Origin of the sequence: Vibrio sp. 10N.222.54.E6, assembly GCF_041473955.1 — a bacterium.
In the GTDB taxonomy this organism is placed as follows: Bacteria; Pseudomonadota; Gammaproteobacteria; order Enterobacterales; family Vibrionaceae; genus Vibrio; species Vibrio tasmaniensis_A.
Window position 1 is genome coordinate 17461 of the sequence record NZ_JBFRTD010000026.1, and the last position, 21730, is coordinate 39190.

Below are 21730 nucleotides of genomic sequence, written 5' to 3' on the forward strand. Positions count from 1 at the left end.
ATTGGTATTCCCTACCCGATTTGATACCTTAGCCACAAATCATTATAAAATTTGTGGAGAAATAAAGTATGAAGTGTCACCGCATTGAAGAACTGCTTGAACTGATGGAGCCTGAGTGGCAGAAAGATCAAGAGCTTAACCTATTAGAGTTCATCATTAAGCTATCAAAAGAAGCGGGCTACCAAGGTAAGCTTGAAGAGCTAACTGACGATGTTCTTATCTACCATCTAAAAATGCGTAATAGCGAAAAAGATGAAATGATCCCAGGTCTTAAAAAAGACCAAGAAGATGATTTCAAAACCGCAATTCTAAAAGCACGTGGCCTTCTTTAGTCGCCTATTTATTTAGGGCTCAATTGCCGTATAGATAAAAAACTCAATGTTTAAAAGCGACCACTCGGTCGCTTTTTTGTTTCTGTTCGCTATTTTTTCGTCACAACTGTTATGACTTTTGTTGTTAAAGGTTGATAGCGTTAAAGAAATGAGAACAAGATTGTCGCTATAATCGCCATCCATAAGAATCTTCTAAAATAATAAGAGTGAGTGCGATACCAATAAATGCACCAAACTCAATTTCTACAGGTTCTCTAAACCATACTTTCAAGTAATGTCGTCATGCTCGAGTTAACCGGGCAAACAAGCCACAAAAAGGATAGTCCATGAGTCAGGATAAAATCGATATCAAAGATGTGACTCCTAAAACCTTTAACCCAAAAACACATAAAGGTAATGGAGATCGATTTAACCCAAGTAACCGAATCTATGTTCGAGAAAGCAAAGGTAAATTCCAACAACTGCGCCGTTATGGCGGTTGGTTCTTACTTTTACTTTTTGCGCTTATCCCATGGATCCCATTTGGTGAGCGACAAGCGATCTTGCTCGATATCGGCAGCCAACAGTTCAACTTCTTTGGTACAACCCTATACCCACAAGATCTAACGCTACTCGCTATCCTCTTCATGATTGCGGCGTTTGGCTTGTTCTTCATAACCACCTTCTTAGGGCGAGTCTGGTGTGGCTACCTGTGTCCACAAACCGTCTGGACCTTCATGTACATCTGGTTCGAAGAGAAACTGGAAGGCGCTGCCAATAAGCGAAGAAAGCAAGACTCAGGCAAACTGACGAGCAATTTAATTCTCAGAAAAACCATCAAGCACATCGCATGGTGGGCGATTGCGATTGCGACGGGCTTAACCTTTGTCGGTTACTTCATCCCAATCAAAGAACTGGTGGTTGGCTTCTTTACCTTTAACTCGACTTTCTGGCCGGTGTTTTGGGTATTGTTCTTTGCTGGGTGTACTTATGCGAATGCGGGATGGATGCGTTCTATTGTTTGTCTGCACATGTGTCCTTACGCGCGTTTCCAATCGGCAATGTTCGATAAAGATACCTTCATCGTGGGTTACGACACTGAGCGAGGTGAAAGCCGCGGCCCTCGCTCTCGTAAAGCCGATCCAAAAGAACTTGGGCTAGGCGACTGTATTGACTGTAATTTATGCGTTCAAGTGTGCCCGACGGGTATCGATATTCGTGATGGTCTGCAATACGAGTGTATTAACTGTGGCGCGTGTATTGATGCTTGTGACAACACCATGGAACGTATGGGTTATGAGAAAGGTCTGATCAACTACACCACCGAACATAGGCTTGAGGGGCACTCAACCAAGGTGATGCGTCCTAAGCTCTTGGGCTATGGCGTAATACTGATCGTTATGTTGGGGCTGTTTTTCGCACAAATCGCGAGTGTTGATCCTGCAGGCTTAAGCGTTCTGCGCGATAGAAACCAACTATTTAGAATCAATAGCCAAGGGCTTGTCGAAAATACTTACAACTTGAAAGTCATCAACAAGACTCAGCAAGAGCAAGAGTACAAACTTGATGTCAGCGGGCTACCGGATTCTATCTGGTACGGTAAACAAAAGATTACCGTAGACCCTGGTGAGGTTTTAAACCTTCCTATCAGTTTGGGCGTCGATCCAGAAAAACTGAGCTCACCAGTTTCGACAATTCAGTTTATACTCTCGGATAATGAAGAGTTTACGATGAAAGTCGAAAGCCGCTTTATCAAGAAGCTCTGATACCAGTCACCTTAGTGCTAGGTATAACAACCCAATAAATGGAAAAAGGCTCAGTAATGAGCCTTTTTTATTCTATGACGATGCAAGCCTTTAACTTTGATAACCTGACTCCCGACTTCATGTGGTACGCACTGGAGAGTATTGGAGTCCGTGCTGAATCCGGGCTTCTCGCTCTCAACAGTTACGAAAATCGAGTGTATCAATTCACCGATGAAGACCGTAAACGCTACGTCGTTAAGTTTTATCGTCCGCAGCGCTGGAACAAAGCACAGATCCAAGAAGAGCATGACTTCGCACTCGAGCTTATCGAACAAGAGATGCCAGTTGCACCTCCAATGCGAATCAATGGCGCAACCTTACATGAATATCAAGGCTACCTATTTGCCTTATTTGAAAGTGTTGGTGGCAGACAGTACGAAGTCGACAATCTAGACCAATTGGAAGGCGTTGGACGTTTTCTTGGGCGTATTCATAAAGCCAGCGCAGGAAGAACATTCCAACATCGCCCAACCATCAGCTTAGATGAATACCTTTATCAACCACGTAAAATTCTAGATAACTCTCAGTTTATCCCGACACACCTAGAGAACGCGTTCTTCAATGATGTCGACCTTCTGATCAAAGAGCTAGAGAGCCAGTGGCCAAGCAATATTGAAAATATCCGCCTGCATGGTGACTGCCACCCAGGCAATATCTTATGGCGTGACGGGCCAATGTTCGTCGATCTTGATGACGCACGTAACGGCCCTGCGATACAAGATTTGTGGATGCTGCTTAACGGCGAGCGTCAAGATAAGCTAATGCAACTGGATATTCTGCTAGAGAGCTATCAAGAATTTTGCGATTTTAATACCGCGCAACTGAAACTAATCGAACCACTACGCGGTCTACGTATGGTGCATTACATGGCATGGTTGGCGAAACGATGGAACGATCCTGCATTTCCTCTAGCCTTCCCATGGTTTAATGATCCAAAATATTGGGAGCAACAAGTACTTGCTTGTAAAGAGCAAATTGCTACCCTGCAAGAGCCACCACTTTCGTTAATGCCTCAGTGGTAACAGCAATCGCAACACAACTAGATAAAAATTCAAACATAATGGAGATTGGATAAATGAAAAAGCTATTCGCATTTTTCTCATTGATCATGTTGAGCCTTTCAGCTCACGCTGCGAAATTTAACGAAGGTGAACACTACAAAGTTCTCGATCTAGAAGCATCAAAAAAACCAATGGTGACAGAGTTCTTCTCTTTCTACTGCCCACACTGTAATAGCTTTGAACCAATCATCCAGCAGCTAAAACAACAGCTACCAAAAGACGCTAAGCTACAGAAGAACCATGTTTCATTCATGGGTGGCAACATGGGTCTGCCAATGAGCAAAGCTTACGCAACCATGATTGCACTGAAAGTTGAAGATAAAATGGTGCCAGTGATGTTTAACCGCATCCACACCATGAACAAGCCACCACGCGATGAAGAAGAATTGCGTCAAATCTTCCTAGACGAAGGCGTTGATGCTAAGAAATTCGATGCGGCATACAACGGCTTTGCAGTCGACTCTATGGTTCGCCGCTTCGACAAAGCATTCAAAGACAGCGGTCTTTCTGGTGTTCCTGCGGTCGTCGTTAACAACCGCTACCTAGTAGACGCTCAAGGTATTAGCTCTCTCGATGAGTACTTCGAGCTCGTTAACTTTCTACTTAAGAAGTAACGTATTGATTAAAGGAAGCTTCGGCTTCCTTTTTTGCACTAGTTCAAAAAGATTCATAGATAAACAATCATCCTGAAAACGTTGTGCTTTACTGATATCAATATCCAGTCCTAAGAACTGGTAGGCAAGGAGCCTTTGAATGAAAATAAAAATAACGCTTTTGGCACTGAGCATTGCAGCCTCTCCTGCTTTTGCCAAGCTTGCAGACGAACAAGGTTTCAGTGGTGAAATCTCTATTAATACAGGGGTTACCTCTTCCACCTCAAACTTTAATACCGATGCTAATAGCACCATTTCGTCCATTAACCAGAAAGCCTCATCTGAAAGCTCATTTCTTGTCGCTCCTTTAGGCAGTATTGCTTACACCTTTGGCGAGAAATTGAATCACCAGGTATACACAGGTACCACTCGTGATGACGTAGCAACAGGTACTGTCGTGCTTGAGGTTGGTTATAAATACCAACTAGAGTCAGGCATGACCATCGACGCTTCACTTTTGCCGACTATCATGTCAGGTGAGACTTGGGCCGACCCGTACAACACCACTTCAGGTCGCACCAAAACGGATGAAACAGGCAATGCCTTTCGTGTGAAACTAAGTAGCATTGCGGGGTCTGCTTTCTCGTTAGACATGGCCTACGCCACCAAAGATGTGGAAGATGATCGGGTTAGAGAAGAATTACAGCGTGATGCCAATACTTTCTACCTGAAAGGTCAGTACCGTCAACCAATCAACCGCACCATGATGTTAGTACCATCATTGATTTACCAATCAAGTTCTGCCGATGGCAAAGCTGCCTCTTATGAACAGTTTGGCGGTGAAGTGAGTTTGTTTGGCGGTATGGGTCGTCACCAATACGCACTAACAGCGGGCTATAACCAACGCTCTTACGATGCAAGCAACCCTATCTACAGCAAGAAGCGCAGCGACGACAACATCAACCTATTTGCCGCGTATGAATATGATCAATTCATGGACTGGGAAAACTGGTCGTTTGTTTCGCTTGCGGGCTACGGCACCAGCGACTCGAACATTACCTTCTACGATGAATCACAATACATCGTCTCAGTTGGCTTGAACTACAAGTTCTAATCACTGCTTTCTAATAACCATTAGTTCATAACAACGAAAGCCTGCGTAAAAGCAGGCTTTCTTGTTTTTATACCAATCACAGTAAATAAATGACCCGTTGTTTACTACGATTGGCATGACTATACAGCTTGAGCCGAGAGTTGTTTCAAGAGTCGATCCATCGCTCGATAACCAAGTGCCTCTGATAAATGCTTCTTTTCAATCTGCTCATTACCCTCTAGGTCCGCAATGGTTCGCGCTACCTTAATAATGCGATGATAAGCACGAATTGATAAACCTAATCGATGCAGAGCCGTTTCCAGAAATTCTGCATCCTCACGCCTCAATGGGCAGTACTTTTCAATTTCTCGGCTGCCTAACAGCGCATTCGATTTATGGTTCCTAGACAGCATCAACTGGCGCGCTTGTTTGACTCTTTGCTTTACCACTTGAGTCGTTTCACCACGATCGCCACCTTCAGCCAACATCCCTTTGGGCAATAGTGGGATCTCCAATGACATATCGAACCGATCAAGCAGTGGCCCCGATAATCGATTGAGATAGCGCAATATGATCTGAGGATTAGCGCGTGCTTGATTGCCTTCGTAATAACCAGTCGGGCTTGGGTTCAAGGCTCCGACCAACTGAAAGCGTGCAGGAAAACGAGTCTTGCCTGCCACGCGTGAAATAATGATCTCACCTGACTCTAGAGGCTCTCGTAATGAATCGAGCACCTTGCGCTCAAACTCAGGCATCTCATCGAGAAACAATAATCCGTTATGCGCCAAAGAGATCTCTCCGGGGCGAGGTATCGAGCCACCACCGACCAATGCTGCCATCGAACTCGAATGGTGTGGAGAACGGAAAGGTCGTTGTTTCCAGTTGTATTGATTGATTTCTTGTTGCGTTAAAGAAGCCACCGAAGCGGTTTCCATCGCCTCGTCGTCACTCATCTCAGGTAACAAATCGCGCAATCGAGACGCCAACATGGTTTTTCCAGTTCCGGGCGGGCCGAGAAAAAGAAGGTTATGGTTGCCCGCTGCGGCGATCTCCAGTGCTCGCTTACCTTGTTGCTGGCCAATAATATCTTGTAGGTCACGATTATCAGACACATCGACATGATGATGCTCGGTTCGATATAAACCAAGCTGAGCCTGGCCACACATATCAGCGCAAACCTCCAACAAGGTTTGTGCAGATTTATGCGCTCCCTTGCCAACTAAGGCCGCCTGATCACCGTTATGGTGCGGAACCACCAAGCATCGCTCAACACTATCCGCCGCTAATGTTGCTGGTAGCACTCCTTTGACTGAACGCAGCTCTCCCGATAACGCCAACTCACCGATAAATTCATGTTGAACTATTTTTGATGTAGGAAGCTGATCTGACGCCACCAAAATCCCAAGCGCAATTGGCAGATCGAAACGTCCTCCCTCTTTGGGTAAATCTGCAGGTGCAAGGTTGACCGTGATTCTTTTCGATGGAAATTCAAAGCGAGAATTGATGATGGCACTCCTTACTCGATCTTTAGATTCCTTAACCGTCGTTTCAGGTAGACCCACCAGCGTAAAACCGGGCATTCCGTTGCTAATATGCACTTCCACAGTCACTTCTGGTGCCTCTACACCCACACTAGCTCGGCTATGAATTATTGCGAGTCCCATAACTTTCCTTTGTCTTTGATTTAAAAGTATTCACTCTGGATATTCATTGCTCACCAAAGCGATAAGGTTGTTATATAGCGTGGTGGAATGGTGTTTTAATGTGAAAAAAGAATGACATTTTCCTTGTCATGCAGCAGATTTGTGTGATAACACTAGAGATGTAGACATTTACTTAAGACAATAAACGAGAAAACTCGAACTTTATGACATTTAACGCTCGCATTTACGCACTGATTAACCTGATTATCGTAGTCATTATTGAGACTGCGCGGGGGCGAGTGGGAAAAAAGTAACCACGAATTAGAAAAAACCCCCGCACTGAAAAGTCCGGGGGTTTTTTCTAATTTAGACATTCGATTTTATATTTTGAAACATTTTCGGCTTTGCCGATTTACAGGAAGAATGGGAGCACAAGATGTGCAGAGACAATGGAAACAATTACCAAAACAAAGGTAATACGGAGGAATTACGATGAAAGGCGCAGAACTGGTCGTATCCGCACTCAAGCAACAAGGCATTGAGACCGTATTTGGTTACCCTGGCGGTGCCATCATGCCAATCTACGATGCACTCTATGACGGCGGGGTTGAACATATCCTATGTCGTCATGAGCAAGGCGCTGCAATGGCCGCTATCGGTATGGCTCGAGCAACGCAAGACGTCGCTGTTTGTATGGCAACCTCAGGCCCGGGGGCAACTAACCTAGTCACAGGTCTTGCTGATGCTTTTATGGATTCCATCCCACTCGTAGCTATCACTGGTCAAGTTGCTAGTTCCCACATTGGTACCGATGCATTCCAAGAAATGGATGTGATTGGTATGTCTCTGTCATGTACTAAACACAGCTACCTAGTAACTGATATTGAAGATCTTGCTCCAGCGCTCGCTGAAGCGTTTGTAGTAGCAAAGTCTGGCCGTCCTGGCCCGGTTATCGTCGATATCGCTAAAGATGTTCAACTAGCAGAAGCACCTGTTAACACTCTTCCTGAATTTACTCCACCCGCAATTCCTATTGCGACAACTGATGCCATTGAACAGGCACAGTACTTTTTGTCTCAAGCAACCCGTCCTGTTTTATACGTAGGTGGTGGTGTTCAACTGGCGAAAGCAACCGATGCGGTTCGTGAATTTTTACGCCTTAACCCAATGCCAGCAGTAAGCACACTGAAAGGCTTGGGCACTATCGAACGTGACGACCCACACTACCTTGGCATGCTGGGTATGCACGGCACTAAAGCCGCTAACCTTGTGGTTCAAGAGAGTGACCTATTGATTGTAGTCGGTGCTCGTTTTGATGACCGAGTAACGGGCAAACTCGATACCTTCGCGCCGCATGCTAAGGTTATCCATATCGATATCGATGCCGCTGAGTTCAGCAAACTGCGTCTTGCCAATGCTCCAATTCGCGGTGACATCAACAAGATCATGCCTCAACTGGAGCTAAGCCAAGACATCTCCTCTTGGGTTCACCACTCTGAAGGCCTTCGTAGCTCATTTAAATGGCGTTACGACCACCCTGGCGACCTTATCTTCGCACCTCTGTTGTTGAAACAACTGTCAGACATGATGCCTGCGAGTTCTATGGTTTCGACCGATGTTGGCCAACATCAGATGTGGGCAGCTCAACACATTCAGCCACGCGATCCACAAAACTTCATCACTTCAGCGGGCTTAGGCACTATGGGCTTTGGCCTACCTGCAGCCATGGGTGCATCGGTTGGTCGTCCTAATGACCAATCTATACTTATCTCTGGTGACGGCTCGTTCATGATGAACATTCAAGAGCTTGGTACGCTGAAGCGTCGCCAAATCCCAGTAAAAATGGTGCTGCTTAACAACTCGCGCTTAGGCATGGTTCGCCAATGGCAATCGCTGTTCTTTGATGGCCGACACAGTGAAACCATCTTGGATGACAACCCGGATTTCGTCATGCTAGCGAAAGCATTTGATATCCCGGGCAAAACCATCACGCGTAAAGAAGAAGTAGAACCAGCACTGAAAGAGATGCTAGAGAGCAAAACCGCTTACCTACTTCATGTTCTTATCGATGAAGAAGAGAACGTATGGCCACTAGTACCGCCAGGTGCTTCAAACAGTGAGATGTTGGAGAACACATAACATGAAAAGATACCTATTAGACATCAAAGCCGATGATAAGCCTGTACTACTAGAGCGTGTTCTTCGTGTTATCCGCCACCGTGGCTTTATTGTTAAGCAAGTAGCTGGCACTCAAAACCACGAAAGCAAAGTGGCGAGTGTTGAGATCATTGTCGACAGTGAGCGTCCGATCTCTTTCTTGGTAAACCAAATCGAAAAACTGTGGGACGTGCGTACCGTTGACGTTATCTCGATCAGCCGTAATGAATTGCCAAACAACAACTTACAACAAAAGATAAACGCATAAGGAACCGCTAACATGACAGCTAAAACAGCAGACTATATTTGGTTTAACGGTGAAATGGTTCCTTGGGCAGAGGCGAACGTTCACGTCCTGACTCACGCAATGCACTACGGTACTTCTGTGTTTGAAGGTGTTCGTTGTTACAACACGCCAAAGGGCCCGGTTATCTTCCGTCACCCAGAGCATGCAAGACGCCTAAAAGACTCAGCGAAAATCTACCGCTTCCCAATTCCTTACACAGAGGAAGAAATTATGGAAGCGACTCGCGAAACGCTACGCCAAAATAAGCTAGAGTCAGCGTACATCCGCCCTCTCGGCTTTGTCGGTAACGTTGGTTTGGGTGTCTGCCCGCCAGAAAACACTGAGATGGATCTGATCATCGCTGCTTTCCCTTGGGGTTCTTACCTAGGCGAAGAAGCGCTAGAAAATGGCGTAGATGCGATGATATCAAGCTGGAATCGTGCAGCGCCAAATACCATCCCAACCGCAGCAAAAGCCGGTGGTAACTACCTATCTTCACTACTGGTTGGTGGTGAAGCTCGTCGTCATGGTTACGATGAAGGTATCGCACTGAGCGTCGATGGTTACCTTTCAGAAGGTGCAGGCGAGAACATCTTCGTGATTCGTAATGGCGTGCTATCAACACCACCAGCAACCAGCGCAATTCTGCCGGGTATTACTCGTGATTCGATCATGACGCTAGCAAAAGACATGGGTTATGAAATCCGTGAAGAGAACATTGCTCGTGAAGCGCTATATCTTGCCGATGAAGTCTTCATGACAGGCACAGCTGCAGAAATCGTTCCAGTTCGCAGCGTAGACAAAATTACAGTAGGTGAAGGCAAACGCGGTCCTATCACTGAAAAAGTTCAAGCGGCTTACTTTGGTTTATTCAATGGCACTACTGAAGATAAGTGGGGCTGGTTAGATTACGTTTATCCAGCAGACCAAACTTCAGAAAGCCAAACACAAACCACTAAGTAAGCAACAGCCAAATATTTTATAAGGATTTAAGCAATGCCAATCTATCGTTCAGCAACGACTACCCACGGACGCAACATGGCTGGTGCGCGCGCTTTATGGCGTGCAACTGGCGTTAAAGATGATGACTTCGGTAAGCCAATCATCGCGGTTGTAAACTCTTTCACTCAATTCGTACCTGGCCACGTTCACCTTAAAGATATGGGTCAACTGGTTGCAGGTGAAATCGAGAAAGCGGGCGGTATCGCTAAAGAATTCAACACCATCGCAGTCGATGATGGTATCGCAATGGGCCACGGCGGCATGCTGTACTCACTGCCATCACGTGAGCTTATCGCAGACTCGGTAGAGTACATGGTCAATGCACACTGTGCAGATGCGATGGTGTGTATCTCTAACTGTGACAAAATCACTCCGGGAATGATGATGGCAGCTATGCGCCTAAACATCCCTGTGATCTTTGTATCAGGCGGCCCAATGGAAGCAGGTAAAACCAAGCTTTCAGATCAAATCATCAAGCTCGACCTTGTTGACGCGATGATTCAAGGCGCCGATCCAACCATTTCTGATGAGCAAAGTGAGCAAGTAGAGCGTTCAGCATGTCCAACCTGTGGTTCATGTTCAGGTATGTTCACAGCAAACTCAATGAACTGTCTAACAGAAGCACTTGGTCTATCTCAGCCTGGTAACGGTTCTATGCTGGCAACACACGCAGACCGTGAAGAGCTGTTCATCAATGCCGGTAAGCGTATCGTTGATCTAACCAAGCGTTACTACGAGCAAGACGACGAATCAGCACTGCCACGCAACATTGCAAACCGCGCTGCCTTTGATAATGCGATGGCACTTGATATCGCAATGGGTGGTTCTAGTAACACCGTTCTTCACCTTTTGGCAGCAGCTCAAGAAGGCGACATTGATTTCGATATGGATGATATCGACGCGATGTCTCGCCGTGTTCCACACCTATGTAAAGTGGCACCTTCAACTCCGAAATACCACATGGAAGACGTTCACCGCGCTGGTGGCGTAATGGCTATCCTTGGTGAACTTGACCGTGCAGGTCTACTAAACAACCAAACTCGCACGGTACTTGGTCTAAGCATGCAAGAGCAACTTGCACAGTACGACATCATGCAGACAGAAGACGAAGCCGTGCTTAAGTTCTTCCGTGCTGGTCCTGCGGGCATCCGTACAACTAAAGCTTTCTCACAAGATTGTCGTTGGGATCGTCTTGATGACGATCGCAAAGAAGGTTGTATCCGTACTAAAGAAAACGCATTCAGCCAAGAAGGTGGACTAGCGGTACTTTCAGGTAACATCGCGGTTGATGGTTGTATCGTTAAGACCGCGGGTGTTGATGAAGAAAACCTTAAATTCCAAGGCCCTGCAATCGTATTCGAAAGCCAAGATACGGCAGTAGACGGCATCTTAGCGGGTAAAGTAAAAGCCGGCGAAGTGGTTGTTATTCGTTACGAAGGTCCTAAAGGTGGTCCGGGCATGCAAGAGATGCTTTACCCAACGACTTACTTGAAATCAATGGGCTTAGGCAAGTCATGTGCTCTACTGACTGATGGTCGCTTCTCTGGTGGTACATCAGGTCTGTCTATCGGTCACGCTTCTCCAGAAGCAGCAAGTGGCGGTGTGATTGGTCTAGTGAACACGGGCGATATTATCACTATCGACATCCCTAGCCGCTCAATCACACTTGATGTGCCAGAAGCAGAGCTTGAAGCACGTCGCGTTAAACAAGATGCACTAGGCTGGAAACCAGAAAACCGTCAGCGTGAAGTGTCTTTCGCACTGAAAGCTTATGCAAGCATGGCGACCAGTGCCGACAAAGGCGCTGTACGTGATAAGTCTAAACTTGAGGGCTAACTATGAGTGATGACACCTCCAGCCCCCAAAAACAAACTGGCGCAGATTATCTGCGCCAGATCCTGAGAGCGCCGGTTTACGAAGCGGCGATTGTGACACCTCTGCAAGATATGCCACGCTTAAGCGCTCGTATCGGTAATCAGGTTCAGCTTAAACGAGAAGACCGTCAGCCGGTGCACTCGTTCAAGCTACGTGGTGCCTACAACATGGTATCAAGCCTTTCTGAACAACAGAAAGCCGCAGGTGTGATTGCTGCATCGGCAGGTAACCATGCTCAAGGTATGGCGCTGTCCGGTTCTAAGCTTGGTATTCAGACCACGATTGTGATGCCAAAAACGACGCCGGATATCAAGGTTGATGCGGTACGCGGATTTGGTGGTAATGTGGTTCTGCACGGCAGTAATTTCGATGAAGCAAAAGCGGAAGCGGAACGCCTATCGGCTGAACATGGCTTCACCTTTGTACCTCCTTTCGATCACCCACTGGTGATTGCAGGGCAAGGTACTATGGGCATGGAGATGCTGCAGCAAAACGGTCACATGGATTATATCTTTGTGCCGGTTGGTGGTGGTGGCTTAGCCGCTGGTGTTGCAGTGCTTATCAAACAACTGATGCCAGAGATTAAAGTGATTGCGGTAGAGCCTGAAGACTCAGCTTGCTTGAAAGCAGCACTGGATGCGGGTGAACCAGTGGTACTGGATCAGGTCAGCATGTTTGCTGATGGTGTTGCGGTTAAACGCATTGGTGAAGAAACCTTCCGTCTTTGCCAACAGTACATTGATGGTCATATTACAGTATCTAGCGATGAAATCTGCTCTGCGGTAAAGGACATCTTTGAAGACACCCGTGCAATTGCTGAGCCTTCAGGAGCGCTTGCTCTGGCAGGCCTTAAGAAGTTTGCAGAACAAAACCAACTGCAAAATAAGCAACTAGCAACGGTATTGTCTGGTGCGAACACCAACTTCCACGGTCTGCGTTATGTCTCTGAGCGTTGTGAATTGGGTGAGAAGCGAGAAGGTCTACTTGCGGTGACTATTCCAGAACGACAAGGTGCGTTCCTAGAGTTCTGTAACATTATTGGTGGTCGAGCGGTGACTGAGTTTAACTACCGCCACAACGACGAAAGCCTGGCGAATATCTTCGTTGGTGTACGTCTACAAGGTGGACAAGAAGAACTCGAACACATCATCAATGACTTACGTGAGGGTGACTACGCGGTTGTCGACTTGTCTGATGACGAGATGGCAAAACTTCATATTCGTTACATGATTGGCGGCAAACCATCGAAACCATTGAAAGAGCGTCTGTACAGCTTTGAGTTCCCTGAATACCCAGGAGCATTGATTAAATTCCTTGATACCTTAGGGACTCACTGGAATATCAGCTTGTTCAACTATCGTAACCATGGTGCTGATTACGGTCGTGTGCTGTGTGGTTTTGAGCTTGGTGATGACGATTTGGCTCAGTTCTCTACGCATTTAGAAGAACTCGGCTACCAATGCAAAGATGAAACCGATAACCCTTCCTACAAGTTCTTCTTGTCTTAAAAGTTCGGACTAAACATGAAAAAGAGCGAGTTATGATAACTCGCTCTTTTTATTGGGCTGATTCAAACCTAACCCGAATGATCTTCAACGGATCGCATCATTAGATCGCTTTACGATGATCCAACCAATCTTGGTGAAGTTGCTCACTTGATCCTAGATATTTGACCATCCATTCGATCAATTTATGGTTATCGTCTTTTCGCCACACCAAACAACAATGACTCTGCGGGCTTGGCTCGGGCAATATTTTTTCTACCAGCAAACCTTGCTCAATAATAGGTGCGGCGATATGCCTTGGCATGTAACCCACCCCAACACCATTTTTAAGACACTCTATCGCACTGTACCAGTTAGGTAACAATAGACGCCTTTGATTCGAAAAGTGCCCTGTGTGTCGCTTAGGCAGTACACTAGAGGTATCATCCAAACATATTGCTGGGTATTGACTGACAAAGGCTTCATTAAGGTTTTGCTCTCGCACACACGGGTGACTGGGTGACATCACAAATGCCCAATCTAACCGCCCCATATCCTTAACTTCAAAGTCACCACCAACCGGAATCGCCGAGGTTGCACCAATCACGACATCCGCCCTGCCCTGTGCAATGGCTTCCCAAGAGCCGTTAAACACTTCCATGTTAATCTGCAGCTCAGCGAACTCAAAGGTTTGATAAAACTCTTCAATCATAGGCTTCATCTTGTCGAGCTTAACCACGTTATCAAGCGTTAAGCGCAAGGTTTTCTTCCAACCACGCGCAGCTCGGCGAGTCTGGGCACTGAGTTCTTCCATCTGTCTCAGCAGTTGACGAGCCTCTTCAATAAACAACTCACCTGCAGGTGTCAGCTCTACTTTTCTTGGTAACCGTCTGAAAAGTAGAACATCAAGCTCTTGCTCTACCTGCCTAACCCCATAGCTGATCGCTGAGGGCACTTTGTGCAATTGTTCTGCCGCCGCAGTAAAACTGCCTAAGCGAGCAACAGTATCGAGCATTTCTAAAGAGGATTTAGAGAACATAAGCCTTCAAATTTTTTGATTGATAACCACATATTTTAGCGTTTTATTTTATCAGGTCTGAAAAATAGAATGTCAGCACAAATAAACAGGGGCTTTCACTTCTGTATATCAAACAATTTTTTTGATGATAAAAACATCACTACCTTTAGCTTAATGGCATCTTATGAATATTTCTAAATTTCAATTGGTCTACCTTGCAGTACTTTCAATGCTTGGCTTTATTGCGACCGATATGTACCTTCCTGCATTTAAGGCAATGGAAGTTGATTTCGCAACCGGTCCAGAGCAGATTGCTCTGTCTCTAACTGTATTCCTTGGCGGTATGGCAATGGGTCAGCTTCTTTGGGGTCTGGCGAGTGACAAGTATGGTCACCGCAACACACTAACGGTTGGTCTTGTTATCTTTACGGCAGCGTCATTCGGCTTGGCATTCAGCACCGAGGTATGGCACCTACTAACACTACGCTTCATTCAAGCGATCGGTGTGTGTGCGCCTGCGGTAATCTGGCAAGCAATGGTTATCAAGCGTTACTCGCAAAGCAGTAGCCAGCAAATTTTTGCTACTATCATGCCTCTAGTAGCGCTATCTCCAGCACTAGCACCTCAACTGGGTGTGTTGCTAGCAGACAGCTTTGGCTGGCACAGTATCTTCATTACATTGACTTTGATGGGCGCACTACTAATTGCAACAACAATGGCTCAACCAAAAGAAGCGCCTGAAGTAAAGCAGACATCGATTAAGACAGACATCAAGATGTTGATAAAATCAAAGCCTTACATGGGTAATGTTTTAATGTTTGCTTCGGCATCTGCAGCGTTCTTCGCTTACCTAACGGGTATGCCAGAGATAATGGCTCAGCTAGGTTATGAAGCAAAAGACATCGGCTTGAGCTTTATCCCACAGACAATCGCGTTCATGGCGGGTGGTTATTTCGGTAAGCAAGCGGTGAAGAAATATGGTGATGGCGTTGTACTAAGAAATCTTATCGGTTTGTTCAGCGTTGCAGCGATGCTTATCTTCATTGCATCACAGTGGGAACTGACGTCAATCTGGCCTCTGCTTGCGCCTTTCTGTTTGATTGCAGTAGCAAACGGTGCACTTTACCCAATAGTAGTAAACCGTGCTCTATCAAGTGCTAAGCAAAGCCCAGCAACAGCTGCTGGCCTACAAAACAGCCTGCAAATCAGTATCAGTGGCCTATCAAGTGCATTGGTCGCGGCAATGGCTAGCCAAGCACTAAGCGCAACGGGTATCGCGGTTGTGATTTGTTTGGGTGCATTGTGGGTTGGCTATATTGTTTCAAACAAAGAGCTTTCTGAACACTTCGCGACACCAGACAACTCTCGAGTGGTCGCTGACGAGAAACAAGACTAGTTTCTCGTTTAACGAAAACAAAAAAAGAGCGAGTAATCTCGCTCTTTTTTTATATCTAAAGTTATTTAGAAAGCAGCCAGTGGCATTGCTACTGGCTTGTATCCGAATATCTTTTGGACGTTAGTACTTACTTCTTAGTTGGACGTTTCCAATCAGCAATCTTACGTTCTTTAGCACGGCTGATAACTAACTCATTTTCAGCAACATCACGAGTTACTGTAGAGCCAGCACCAACGGTAGCGCCATTACCAATAGTAACTGGAGCAATTAATTGACTATCTGAGCCAACGAATACGTCATCGCCGATGATGGTCTTAAACTTGTTTGCGCCATCATAGTTACAAGTGATAGCACCTGCACCCACGTTTACGCGCTGACCAATTTCAGCATCGCCTAAGTACGTTAAGTGATTCGCTTTAGAGCCCTCACCAAGGCGAGTGTTCTTCATTTCGACAAAGTTACCAACGTGCGAGTTATTACGCATGTCAGCTCCAGGACGTAAGCGAGTGAATGGACCAACCGTACAGTCTTCACCGACCGTTGCACCTTCGATTACGCTGTATGGGCGAACGATAGTGTTGTCATCAATCTCACAGTCTTTCAATACACAACCAGTGCCGATAACCACATTATCGCCAATGCTTACACTGCCTTCGATGATAACGTTAGTATCAATCTCAACATCCATACCACACTGTAATTCACCGCGTAGATCAAAGCGGCTTGGGTCGCGTAACATTACGCCTTGCTTCAATAGCTTATCTGCTTGTTCAGCTTGGTAAGCGCGCTCTAGACGAGCCAGTTGTGAGCGGTCGTTCACGCCTTCAACTTCAATTGGGCTTACTGGATGTACAGCCTCAACCGCACGACCTTCATCGTGAGCCGCTGCAATAACGTCAGTCAGGTAGTATTCACCTTGTGCGTTATCGTTGCTTAAGCCAGACAACCAACGTTTCAGATCGCCACCAGTAGCCACCATAACGCCAGTATTAATCTCTTTGATAAGCTTCTGCTCATCGGTTGCATCTTTTTGCTCAACGATAGCGACAACCGGGCCATTGCGACGAATGATACGACCGTAGCCCATCGGGTTATCTAGAACGACAGTAAGTAGTGCGATACCACCGTTTGGTTGAGCGTCTAATAGGTTTTCAATGGTTTCAGGAGAGATTAGTGGAACATCACCGTATAGCACCAATACTTTTTCATCATCAGCAAAATGTGCAGATGCTTGATCTACAGCGTGACCAGTACCTAGCTGCTCAGCTTGCAGTGCCCAATTTACAGATTCTTCAGCTAGAGTAGCCTTCATCTGATCACCACCGTGGCCGTAAACCAGGTTGATATTTTGAGCGCCTAAACCATTACATGTATCGATAACATGCTTCACCATTGGCTTACCCGCAAGCGTGTGCAGAACCTTTGGTGTGTTTGAATACATGCGAGTGCCTTTGCCCGCCGCGAGAATCACTGCGCTAAACTTCATTGTAAACCTATCCAACAGTATTTTTATTAAGCCGATATTGTAACCGTTTTTGGCCAAAAAATTAAATCACAATAACCATTTAACCAGTAGTGATGTGTAAAAGATGCATTTTTCAGAACCTAAAAATGCAAAAAGGCGACCCTTAGGTCGCCTTTATCTCAGAGTCTATAATCTTAAAAAGATTAACGACGCTGCTTTGTCAGTTCGATAACTCGTAACTGAGCAATGGCTTTAGCCAGTTCACCGGCCGCTTGTGCGAAGTCTATGTCGCCATGCTGATTTTGGATATTCTCCACAGCCTTGCGTTTAGCTTCTTCCGCCTTTGCTGCGTCTAGCTCTTCACCACGGATAGCTGTATCAGCCAGTACAGTCGCTGTACCAGGCTGAACTTCTACCATACCACCAGAAACATAAATAATTTCTTCGTGGCCGTGCTGCTTAACAATACGCACCATACCAGGCTTGATAGCGGTCAGCAGTGGAGTGTGACCATGGAAAATACCAAGCTCACCCTCACTACCGGTCACCTGAAACGTCTCAACAAGACCAGAGAAAATTTGTTTCTCGGCACTTACAACGTCTAGGTGAAAGGTTATTGCTGCCATATCGCCTCCTAGTTAGCCTTATAGCTTCTTAGCATTCTCGATAGCTTCGTCAATTGCACCACAGTACATGAACGCTTGCTCTGGAATGTCATCGTATTCACCAGATAGAAGACCTTGGAAGCCACGTAGAGTCTCTTTAAGAGGTACGTAAACGCCTGGGTCACCTGTAAATACTTCCGCTACGTGGTAAGGCTGAGTTAGGAACTTCTCAATCTTACGAGCACGAGATACAACTTGCTTATCTTCTTCAGATAGCTCGTCCATACCTAGGATAGCAATGATATCTTTCAGCTCTTTATAGCGCTGAAGAGTAGACTGAACGCCACGAGCGATGTCGTAGTGTTCTTGTCCAACTACCAATGGATCCAGTTGACGTGAAGTAGAATCTAGCGGGTCGATCGCTGGGTATAGACCCATAGATGCGATGTTACGGTTAAGTACAACCGTTGCATCCAAGTGAGCGAACGTTGTTGCTGGAGACGGGTCAGTCAAGTCATCCGCAGGTACGTATACCGCCTGTACAGACGTGATAGAACCAGCTTTAGTTGACGTGATACGCTCTTGTAGAACACCCATTTCTTCAGCTAGTGTAGGTTGGTAACCTACCGCAGAAGGCATACGACCTAGAAGTGCTGATACTTCAGTACCTGCTAGTGTGTAACGGTAGATGTTATCAACGAACAGTAGAACGTCACGACCTTCGTCACGGAAGCGCTCTGCCATTGTTAGACCAGTCAGTGCAACACGTAGACGGTTACCTGGTGGCTCGTTCATCTGGCCGTAAACCATCGCTACTTTTGATTCTTCAGGTTTTTCGATGTTTACAACACCTGCTTCCTGCATCTCAAAGTAGAAATCGTTACCTTCACGAGTACGCTCACCTACACCTGCAAATACAGATAGGCCTGAGTGTTGAAGTGCGATGTTGTTGATAAGTTCCATCATGTTAACGGTCTTACCTACACCAGCACCACCGAATAGACCGATTTTACCACCTTTAGCGAATGGACAAATCAAGTCGATTACTTTAACACCAGTTTCTAGAAGAGCTGTCTCGTTAGACTGCTCTTCGTAGCTTGGAGCTTCACGGTGAATGGCGTAATGCTCTTCAGCACCAATCTCGCCACACTCATCAATCGCGTCACCTAGGACATTCATGATACGACCCAATGTCTTAGTACCTACTGGTACTGAGATTGGAGCGCCAGTATTTTCAACTGTCAAACCACGACGTAAACCATCAGAGCTACCCATTACGATTGCGCGAACTACGCCACCGCCAAGTTGTTGCTGAACTTCAAGAACTAGACGCTCTTTCACTTCATTAACATTCAGAGCATCGTATACACGAGGTACTTCGCCCTGTGGGAACTCTACGTCGACTACCGCACCGATGATCTGTACGATCTTACCTGTAGCCATCGTTAATCCTCTAACTATTTAGTTTTACCTAAGCTTAAACCGCAGCTGCGCCTGAAACGATCTCAGAAAGTTCTTGTGTAATCGCCGATTGACGGGCTTTGTTATACACAAGTTCTAAGTCATCAATAATGTCACCAGCATTATCTGTTGCTGATTTCATTGCAATCATTCGAGCCGCTTGCTCACAAGCAAGGTTCTCGACCACACCTTGGTACACTTGAGATTCGACATAGCGAACCAATAGTGCATCTAGTAGTGGCTTTGGCTCGGGCTCATAAATGTAGTCCCAAGAATGACTGCGTTTCATTTCTTCGCTGTCTGATTTAGGCAAAGGAAGTAATTGATCGATCGTTGGTTCTTGAACCATAGTGTTTTCAAACTTGTTGAACACTACGAACAGGCGATCTAGTTCGCCTTCATCATATTTCTTCAGCATAACGCTCACAGAGCCAATCAAGTCTTCAAGGCTTGGACGATCGCCCAGACCAGAAACTTGAGCTGCTACTTTCGCGCCGCTGTTGTTGAAAAATGCTGTTGCTTTAGAGCCTACAATTGCAAGCTCAACATCAGCACCTTTCTCAGACCAATCTTTCATGTCGTTCATGGCTTTCTTGAACAAGTTAATGTTCAAACCACCACAAAGACCACGGTCTGTAGAAACGATGATGTAACCAACACGTTTGGCTTCACGTTCCTCAAGATAAGGATGCTTATACTCGAGGCTACCATTAGCCAAATGACCGATCACTTTACGCATTGTTTCTGCATATGGACGAGTAGCTTCCATTGCGTCTTGAGAACGACGCATTTTTGAAGCTGCTACCATTTCCATTGCTTTCGTAATCTTCTGTGTGCTTTTAACACTACCGATTTTATTACGTATCTCTTTTGCGCCGGCCATCGTTACTCTCCGTTAATGGTATGAGGTGGCCCTAAGACCACCTACCAATTACCAGGTCTGGGTTGCCTTGAAATCGTCAACAAGCTTCTTCAGCTCAGCTTCGATTTCTTTGTTGAAAGCACCCGTTGCGTCGATCTGTGTTACTAGATCAGCGTATTGACCACGAGCAAACGACAGTAAAGCAGCTTCAAAGTCTAGAACTTTAGAAAGTTCAACGTCTTGAAGGTATCCACGCTCTGCAGCGAAGATTACTAGAGCTTGGTCAAATACAGACATAGGAGCGTATTGCTTCTGCTTCATCAGTTCTGTAACTTTTTGACCGTGGTCTAGCTGCTTCTTAGTCGCTTCATCAAGATCCGAAGAGAACTGAGCAAATGCTGCAAGTTCACGGTATTGAGCTAGAGCAGTACGGATACCGCCAGATAGCTTCTTGATGATTTTAGTCTGCGCCGAACCACCTACACGAGAAACTGAGATACCTGGGTCAACAGCTGGACGTACGCCCGCGTTGAACAGCTCAGTTTGTAGGAAGATCTGACCATCAGTAATCGAGATTACGTTCGTTGGTACGAATGCAGATACGTCACCAGCTTGCGTTTCGATGATAGGAAGAGCTGTTAAAGAACCAGTCTTGCCTGTCACTTCGCCGTTAGTGAATTTTTCTACGTATGCTTCGCTTACACGAGCTGCACGCTCAAGTAGACGAGAGTGAAGGTAGAAAACATCACCTGGGAACGCTTCACGACCTGGTGGACGCTTAAGTAGTAGCGAGATTTGACGGTAAGCGACAGCTTGCTTAGATAGATCATCATAAACAATCAGTGCATCTTCACCGCGATCACGGAAGTATTCGCCCATCGCACAACCAGCATACGGTGCAAGGTATTGCAGCGCTGCAGATTCAGAAGCAGATGCAACAACAACAACAGTGTTTGCTAGTGCGCCGTGCTCTTCTAGTTTGCGAACTACGTTAGCAATAGTCGACGCTTTTTGGCCGATAGCTACGTAGATAGAGAAAATACCAGAATCTTTTTGGTTAATAATCGCATCGATCGCCATTGCTGTTTTACCAGTCTGACGGTCACCGATTACTAGCTCACGTTGACCACGACCGATAGGGATCATTGAGTCAACAGACTTGTAACCAGTTTGAACAGGTTGATCTACCGATTTACGGTCGATTACACCTGGTGCGATAATTTCTACAGGCGAAGTCAATTTAGCTTCGATTGGACCTTTACCATCAATTGGCTCACCTAGCGTGTTTACAACACGACCAAGCATTTCAGGACCTACTGGTACTTCTAGAATACGACCAGTACCTGTAACTTTCATGCCTTCCTGTAGGTCAGCATACGGGCCCATTACAACAGCACCAACCGAATCACGGTTCAAGTTTAGTGCTAGAGCGTAACGGCCACCCGGTAGTTCGATCATTTCACCTTGCATCACGTCCGCTAGGCCGTGGATGCTAAGGATGCCATCGCTTACAGAAACGATAGTACCTTCATTGCGAGCTTCACTAACAACGTCGAAAGATTCAATACGTTGTTTAATTAGATCGCTAATTTCAGTGGAATTAAGTTGCATGC

The 21730-nt window shown here is 46.0% G+C and carries 18 protein-coding genes; 11 read left to right on the forward strand and 7 right to left on the reverse strand.

Annotated elements, in window-relative coordinates; genetic code table 11:
• Nucleotides 1-68: 68 nt before the first annotated feature.
• The 5 genes from AB4513_RS15290 (at nt 69) to AB4513_RS15310 (ending at nt 4884) form a co-directional block, all read left to right on the forward strand.
• Entirely contained in the window at nt 69-332 is a 264-nt protein-coding gene (locus tag AB4513_RS15290; RefSeq protein WP_009848104.1) for a YihD family protein, read from the forward strand.
• 326 nt (nt 333-658) lie between these two features.
• Complete coding sequence (ccoG, locus tag AB4513_RS15295) at nt 659-2077, forward strand: cytochrome c oxidase accessory protein CcoG (RefSeq protein WP_009848106.1); 1419 nt, start codon at nt 659-661, stop codon at nt 2075-2077.
• Between the two features lie 74 nt (nt 2078-2151).
• Nucleotides 2152-3138 carry a serine/threonine protein kinase gene (locus AB4513_RS15300; protein WP_102258034.1) on the forward strand — a complete coding sequence of 329 codons (987 nt, stop codon included), beginning with the start codon at nt 2152-2154 and terminating at the stop codon, nt 3136-3138.
• A gap of 53 nt (nt 3139-3191) precedes the next feature.
• A complete protein-coding gene (locus AB4513_RS15305; protein ID WP_009848108.1) occupies nt 3192-3791 on the forward strand; it encodes a thiol:disulfide interchange protein DsbA/DsbL in 600 nt (199 codons plus the stop codon).
• 139 nt (nt 3792-3930) lie between these two features.
• Nucleotides 3931-4884: a DUF2860 domain-containing protein gene (locus tag AB4513_RS15310; protein WP_009848109.1), complete on the forward strand. Its 954-nt coding sequence runs from the start codon at nt 3931-3933 to the stop codon at nt 4882-4884.
• Nucleotides 4885-5003: 119 nt separating this feature from the next.
• On the opposite strand, the gene AB4513_RS15315 is transcribed toward AB4513_RS15310, so the two are convergent.
• The gene (locus AB4513_RS15315; RefSeq protein WP_009848110.1) at nt 5004-6527 is read right to left on the reverse strand and encodes a YifB family Mg chelatase-like AAA ATPase; all 1524 of its coding nucleotides are present in this window, start codon (nt 6525-6527) and stop codon (nt 5004-5006) included.
• 471 nt (nt 6528-6998) lie between these two features.
• Here AB4513_RS15315 and ilvG point away from each other — a divergent pair, with 471 nt between their 5' ends.
• From ilvG to ilvA, 5 genes are read left to right on the forward strand one after another with little or no spacing between them, the layout of a single operon-like run.
• On the forward strand, nt 6999-8645 hold the full coding sequence (gene ilvG, locus AB4513_RS15320) for an acetolactate synthase 2 catalytic subunit (RefSeq protein WP_009848111.1): 1647 nt from the start codon (nt 6999-7001) through the stop codon (nt 8643-8645).
• A 1-nt stretch (nt 8646) separates the two neighbouring features.
• A complete protein-coding gene (gene ilvM / locus AB4513_RS15325) occupies nt 8647-8931 on the forward strand; it encodes an acetolactate synthase 2 small subunit (protein ID WP_009848112.1) in 285 nt (94 codons plus the stop codon).
• Nucleotides 8932-8943: 12 nt separating this feature from the next.
• Nucleotides 8944-9912: a branched-chain amino acid transaminase gene (locus AB4513_RS15330; protein WP_009848113.1), complete on the forward strand. Its 969-nt coding sequence runs from the start codon at nt 8944-8946 to the stop codon at nt 9910-9912.
• A 33-nt stretch (nt 9913-9945) separates the two neighbouring features.
• Nucleotides 9946-11787: a dihydroxy-acid dehydratase gene (ilvD, locus tag AB4513_RS15335; RefSeq protein WP_009848114.1), complete on the forward strand. Its 1842-nt coding sequence runs from the start codon at nt 9946-9948 to the stop codon at nt 11785-11787.
• 2 nt (nt 11788-11789) lie between these two features.
• Nucleotides 11790-13334 carry a threonine ammonia-lyase, biosynthetic gene (gene ilvA, locus AB4513_RS15340; RefSeq protein ID WP_009848115.1) on the forward strand — a complete coding sequence of 515 codons (1545 nt, stop codon included), beginning with the start codon at nt 11790-11792 and terminating at the stop codon, nt 13332-13334.
• Nucleotides 13335-13434: 100 nt separating this feature from the next.
• On the opposite strand, the gene punR is transcribed toward ilvA, so the two are convergent.
• Nucleotides 13435-14349, reverse strand: a complete 915-nt coding sequence (punR, locus tag AB4513_RS15345) for a DNA-binding transcriptional activator PunR (RefSeq protein WP_009848116.1) — start codon at nt 14347-14349, stop codon at nt 13435-13437.
• Nucleotides 14350-14512: 163 nt separating this feature from the next.
• On the opposite strand from punR, the gene punC reads away from it, so the two are divergent.
• Nucleotides 14513-15724, forward strand: a complete 1212-nt coding sequence (punC, locus tag AB4513_RS15350; protein ID WP_102258032.1) for a purine nucleoside transporter PunC — start codon at nt 14513-14515, stop codon at nt 15722-15724.
• Between the two features lie 127 nt (nt 15725-15851).
• Here punC and glmU read toward each other — a convergent pair whose 3' ends face one another.
• The 5 genes from glmU to atpA form a co-directional block, all read right to left on the reverse strand.
• Nucleotides 15852-17210: a bifunctional UDP-N-acetylglucosamine diphosphorylase/glucosamine-1-phosphate N-acetyltransferase GlmU gene (glmU, locus tag AB4513_RS15355; protein WP_009848118.1), complete on the reverse strand. Its 1359-nt coding sequence runs from the start codon at nt 17208-17210 to the stop codon at nt 15852-15854.
• 182 nt (nt 17211-17392) lie between these two features.
• Nucleotides 17393-17815 carry a F0F1 ATP synthase subunit epsilon gene (locus tag AB4513_RS15360; protein WP_004735742.1) on the reverse strand — a complete coding sequence of 141 codons (423 nt, stop codon included), beginning with the start codon at nt 17813-17815 and terminating at the stop codon, nt 17393-17395.
• Between the two features lie 18 nt (nt 17816-17833).
• A complete protein-coding gene (atpD, locus tag AB4513_RS15365; RefSeq protein ID WP_009848119.1) occupies nt 17834-19237 on the reverse strand; it encodes a F0F1 ATP synthase subunit beta in 1404 nt (467 codons plus the stop codon).
• A 34-nt stretch (nt 19238-19271) separates the two neighbouring features.
• Nucleotides 19272-20138: a F0F1 ATP synthase subunit gamma gene (atpG, locus tag AB4513_RS15370; RefSeq protein ID WP_009848120.1), complete on the reverse strand. Its 867-nt coding sequence runs from the start codon at nt 20136-20138 to the stop codon at nt 19272-19274.
• Nucleotides 20139-20186: 48 nt separating this feature from the next.
• A complete protein-coding gene (atpA, locus tag AB4513_RS15375; protein ID WP_009848121.1) occupies nt 20187-21728 on the reverse strand; it encodes a F0F1 ATP synthase subunit alpha in 1542 nt (513 codons plus the stop codon).
• Between the last annotated feature and the right edge of the window lie 2 nt (nt 21729-21730).

What these genes read in the sequence shown, in the direction of transcription:
- AB4513_RS15290 (WP_009848104.1), top strand. Translation starts at nt 69, where the DNA reads ATGAAGTGTCACCGCATTGAAGAACTGCTTGAACTGATGGAGCCTGAG.
- ccoG (WP_009848106.1), top strand. Translation starts at nt 659, where the DNA reads ATGAGTCAGGATAAAATCGATATCAAAGATGTGACTCCTAAAACCTTT.
- AB4513_RS15300 (WP_102258034.1), top strand. Translation starts at nt 2,152, where the DNA reads ATGACGATGCAAGCCTTTAACTTTGATAACCTGACTCCCGACTTCATG.
- AB4513_RS15305 (WP_009848108.1), top strand. Translation starts at nt 3,192, where the DNA reads ATGAAAAAGCTATTCGCATTTTTCTCATTGATCATGTTGAGCCTTTCA.
- AB4513_RS15310 (WP_009848109.1), top strand. Translation starts at nt 3,931, where the DNA reads ATGAAAATAAAAATAACGCTTTTGGCACTGAGCATTGCAGCCTCTCCT.
- AB4513_RS15315 (WP_009848110.1), bottom strand. Translation starts at nt 6,527, where the DNA reads ATGGGACTCGCAATAATTCATAGCCGAGCTAGTGTGGGTGTAGAGGCA.
- ilvG (WP_009848111.1), top strand. Translation starts at nt 6,999, where the DNA reads ATGAAAGGCGCAGAACTGGTCGTATCCGCACTCAAGCAACAAGGCATT.
- ilvM (WP_009848112.1), top strand. Translation starts at nt 8,647, where the DNA reads ATGAAAAGATACCTATTAGACATCAAAGCCGATGATAAGCCTGTACTA.
- AB4513_RS15330 (WP_009848113.1), top strand. Translation starts at nt 8,944, where the DNA reads ATGACAGCTAAAACAGCAGACTATATTTGGTTTAACGGTGAAATGGTT.
- ilvD (WP_009848114.1), top strand. Translation starts at nt 9,946, where the DNA reads ATGCCAATCTATCGTTCAGCAACGACTACCCACGGACGCAACATGGCT.
- ilvA (WP_009848115.1), top strand. Translation starts at nt 11,790, where the DNA reads ATGAGTGATGACACCTCCAGCCCCCAAAAACAAACTGGCGCAGATTAT.
- punR (WP_009848116.1), bottom strand. Translation starts at nt 14,349, where the DNA reads ATGTTCTCTAAATCCTCTTTAGAAATGCTCGATACTGTTGCTCGCTTA.
- punC (WP_102258032.1), top strand. Translation starts at nt 14,513, where the DNA reads ATGAATATTTCTAAATTTCAATTGGTCTACCTTGCAGTACTTTCAATG.
- glmU (WP_009848118.1), bottom strand. Translation starts at nt 17,210, where the DNA reads ATGAAGTTTAGCGCAGTGATTCTCGCGGCGGGCAAAGGCACTCGCATG.
- AB4513_RS15360 (WP_004735742.1), bottom strand. Translation starts at nt 17,815, where the DNA reads ATGGCAGCAATAACCTTTCACCTAGACGTTGTAAGTGCCGAGAAACAA.
- atpD (WP_009848119.1), bottom strand. Translation starts at nt 19,237, where the DNA reads ATGGCTACAGGTAAGATCGTACAGATCATCGGTGCGGTAGTCGACGTA.
- atpG (WP_009848120.1), bottom strand. Translation starts at nt 20,138, where the DNA reads ATGGCCGGCGCAAAAGAGATACGTAATAAAATCGGTAGTGTTAAAAGC.
- atpA (WP_009848121.1), bottom strand. Translation starts at nt 21,728, where the DNA reads ATGCAACTTAATTCCACTGAAATTAGCGATCTAATTAAACAACGTATT.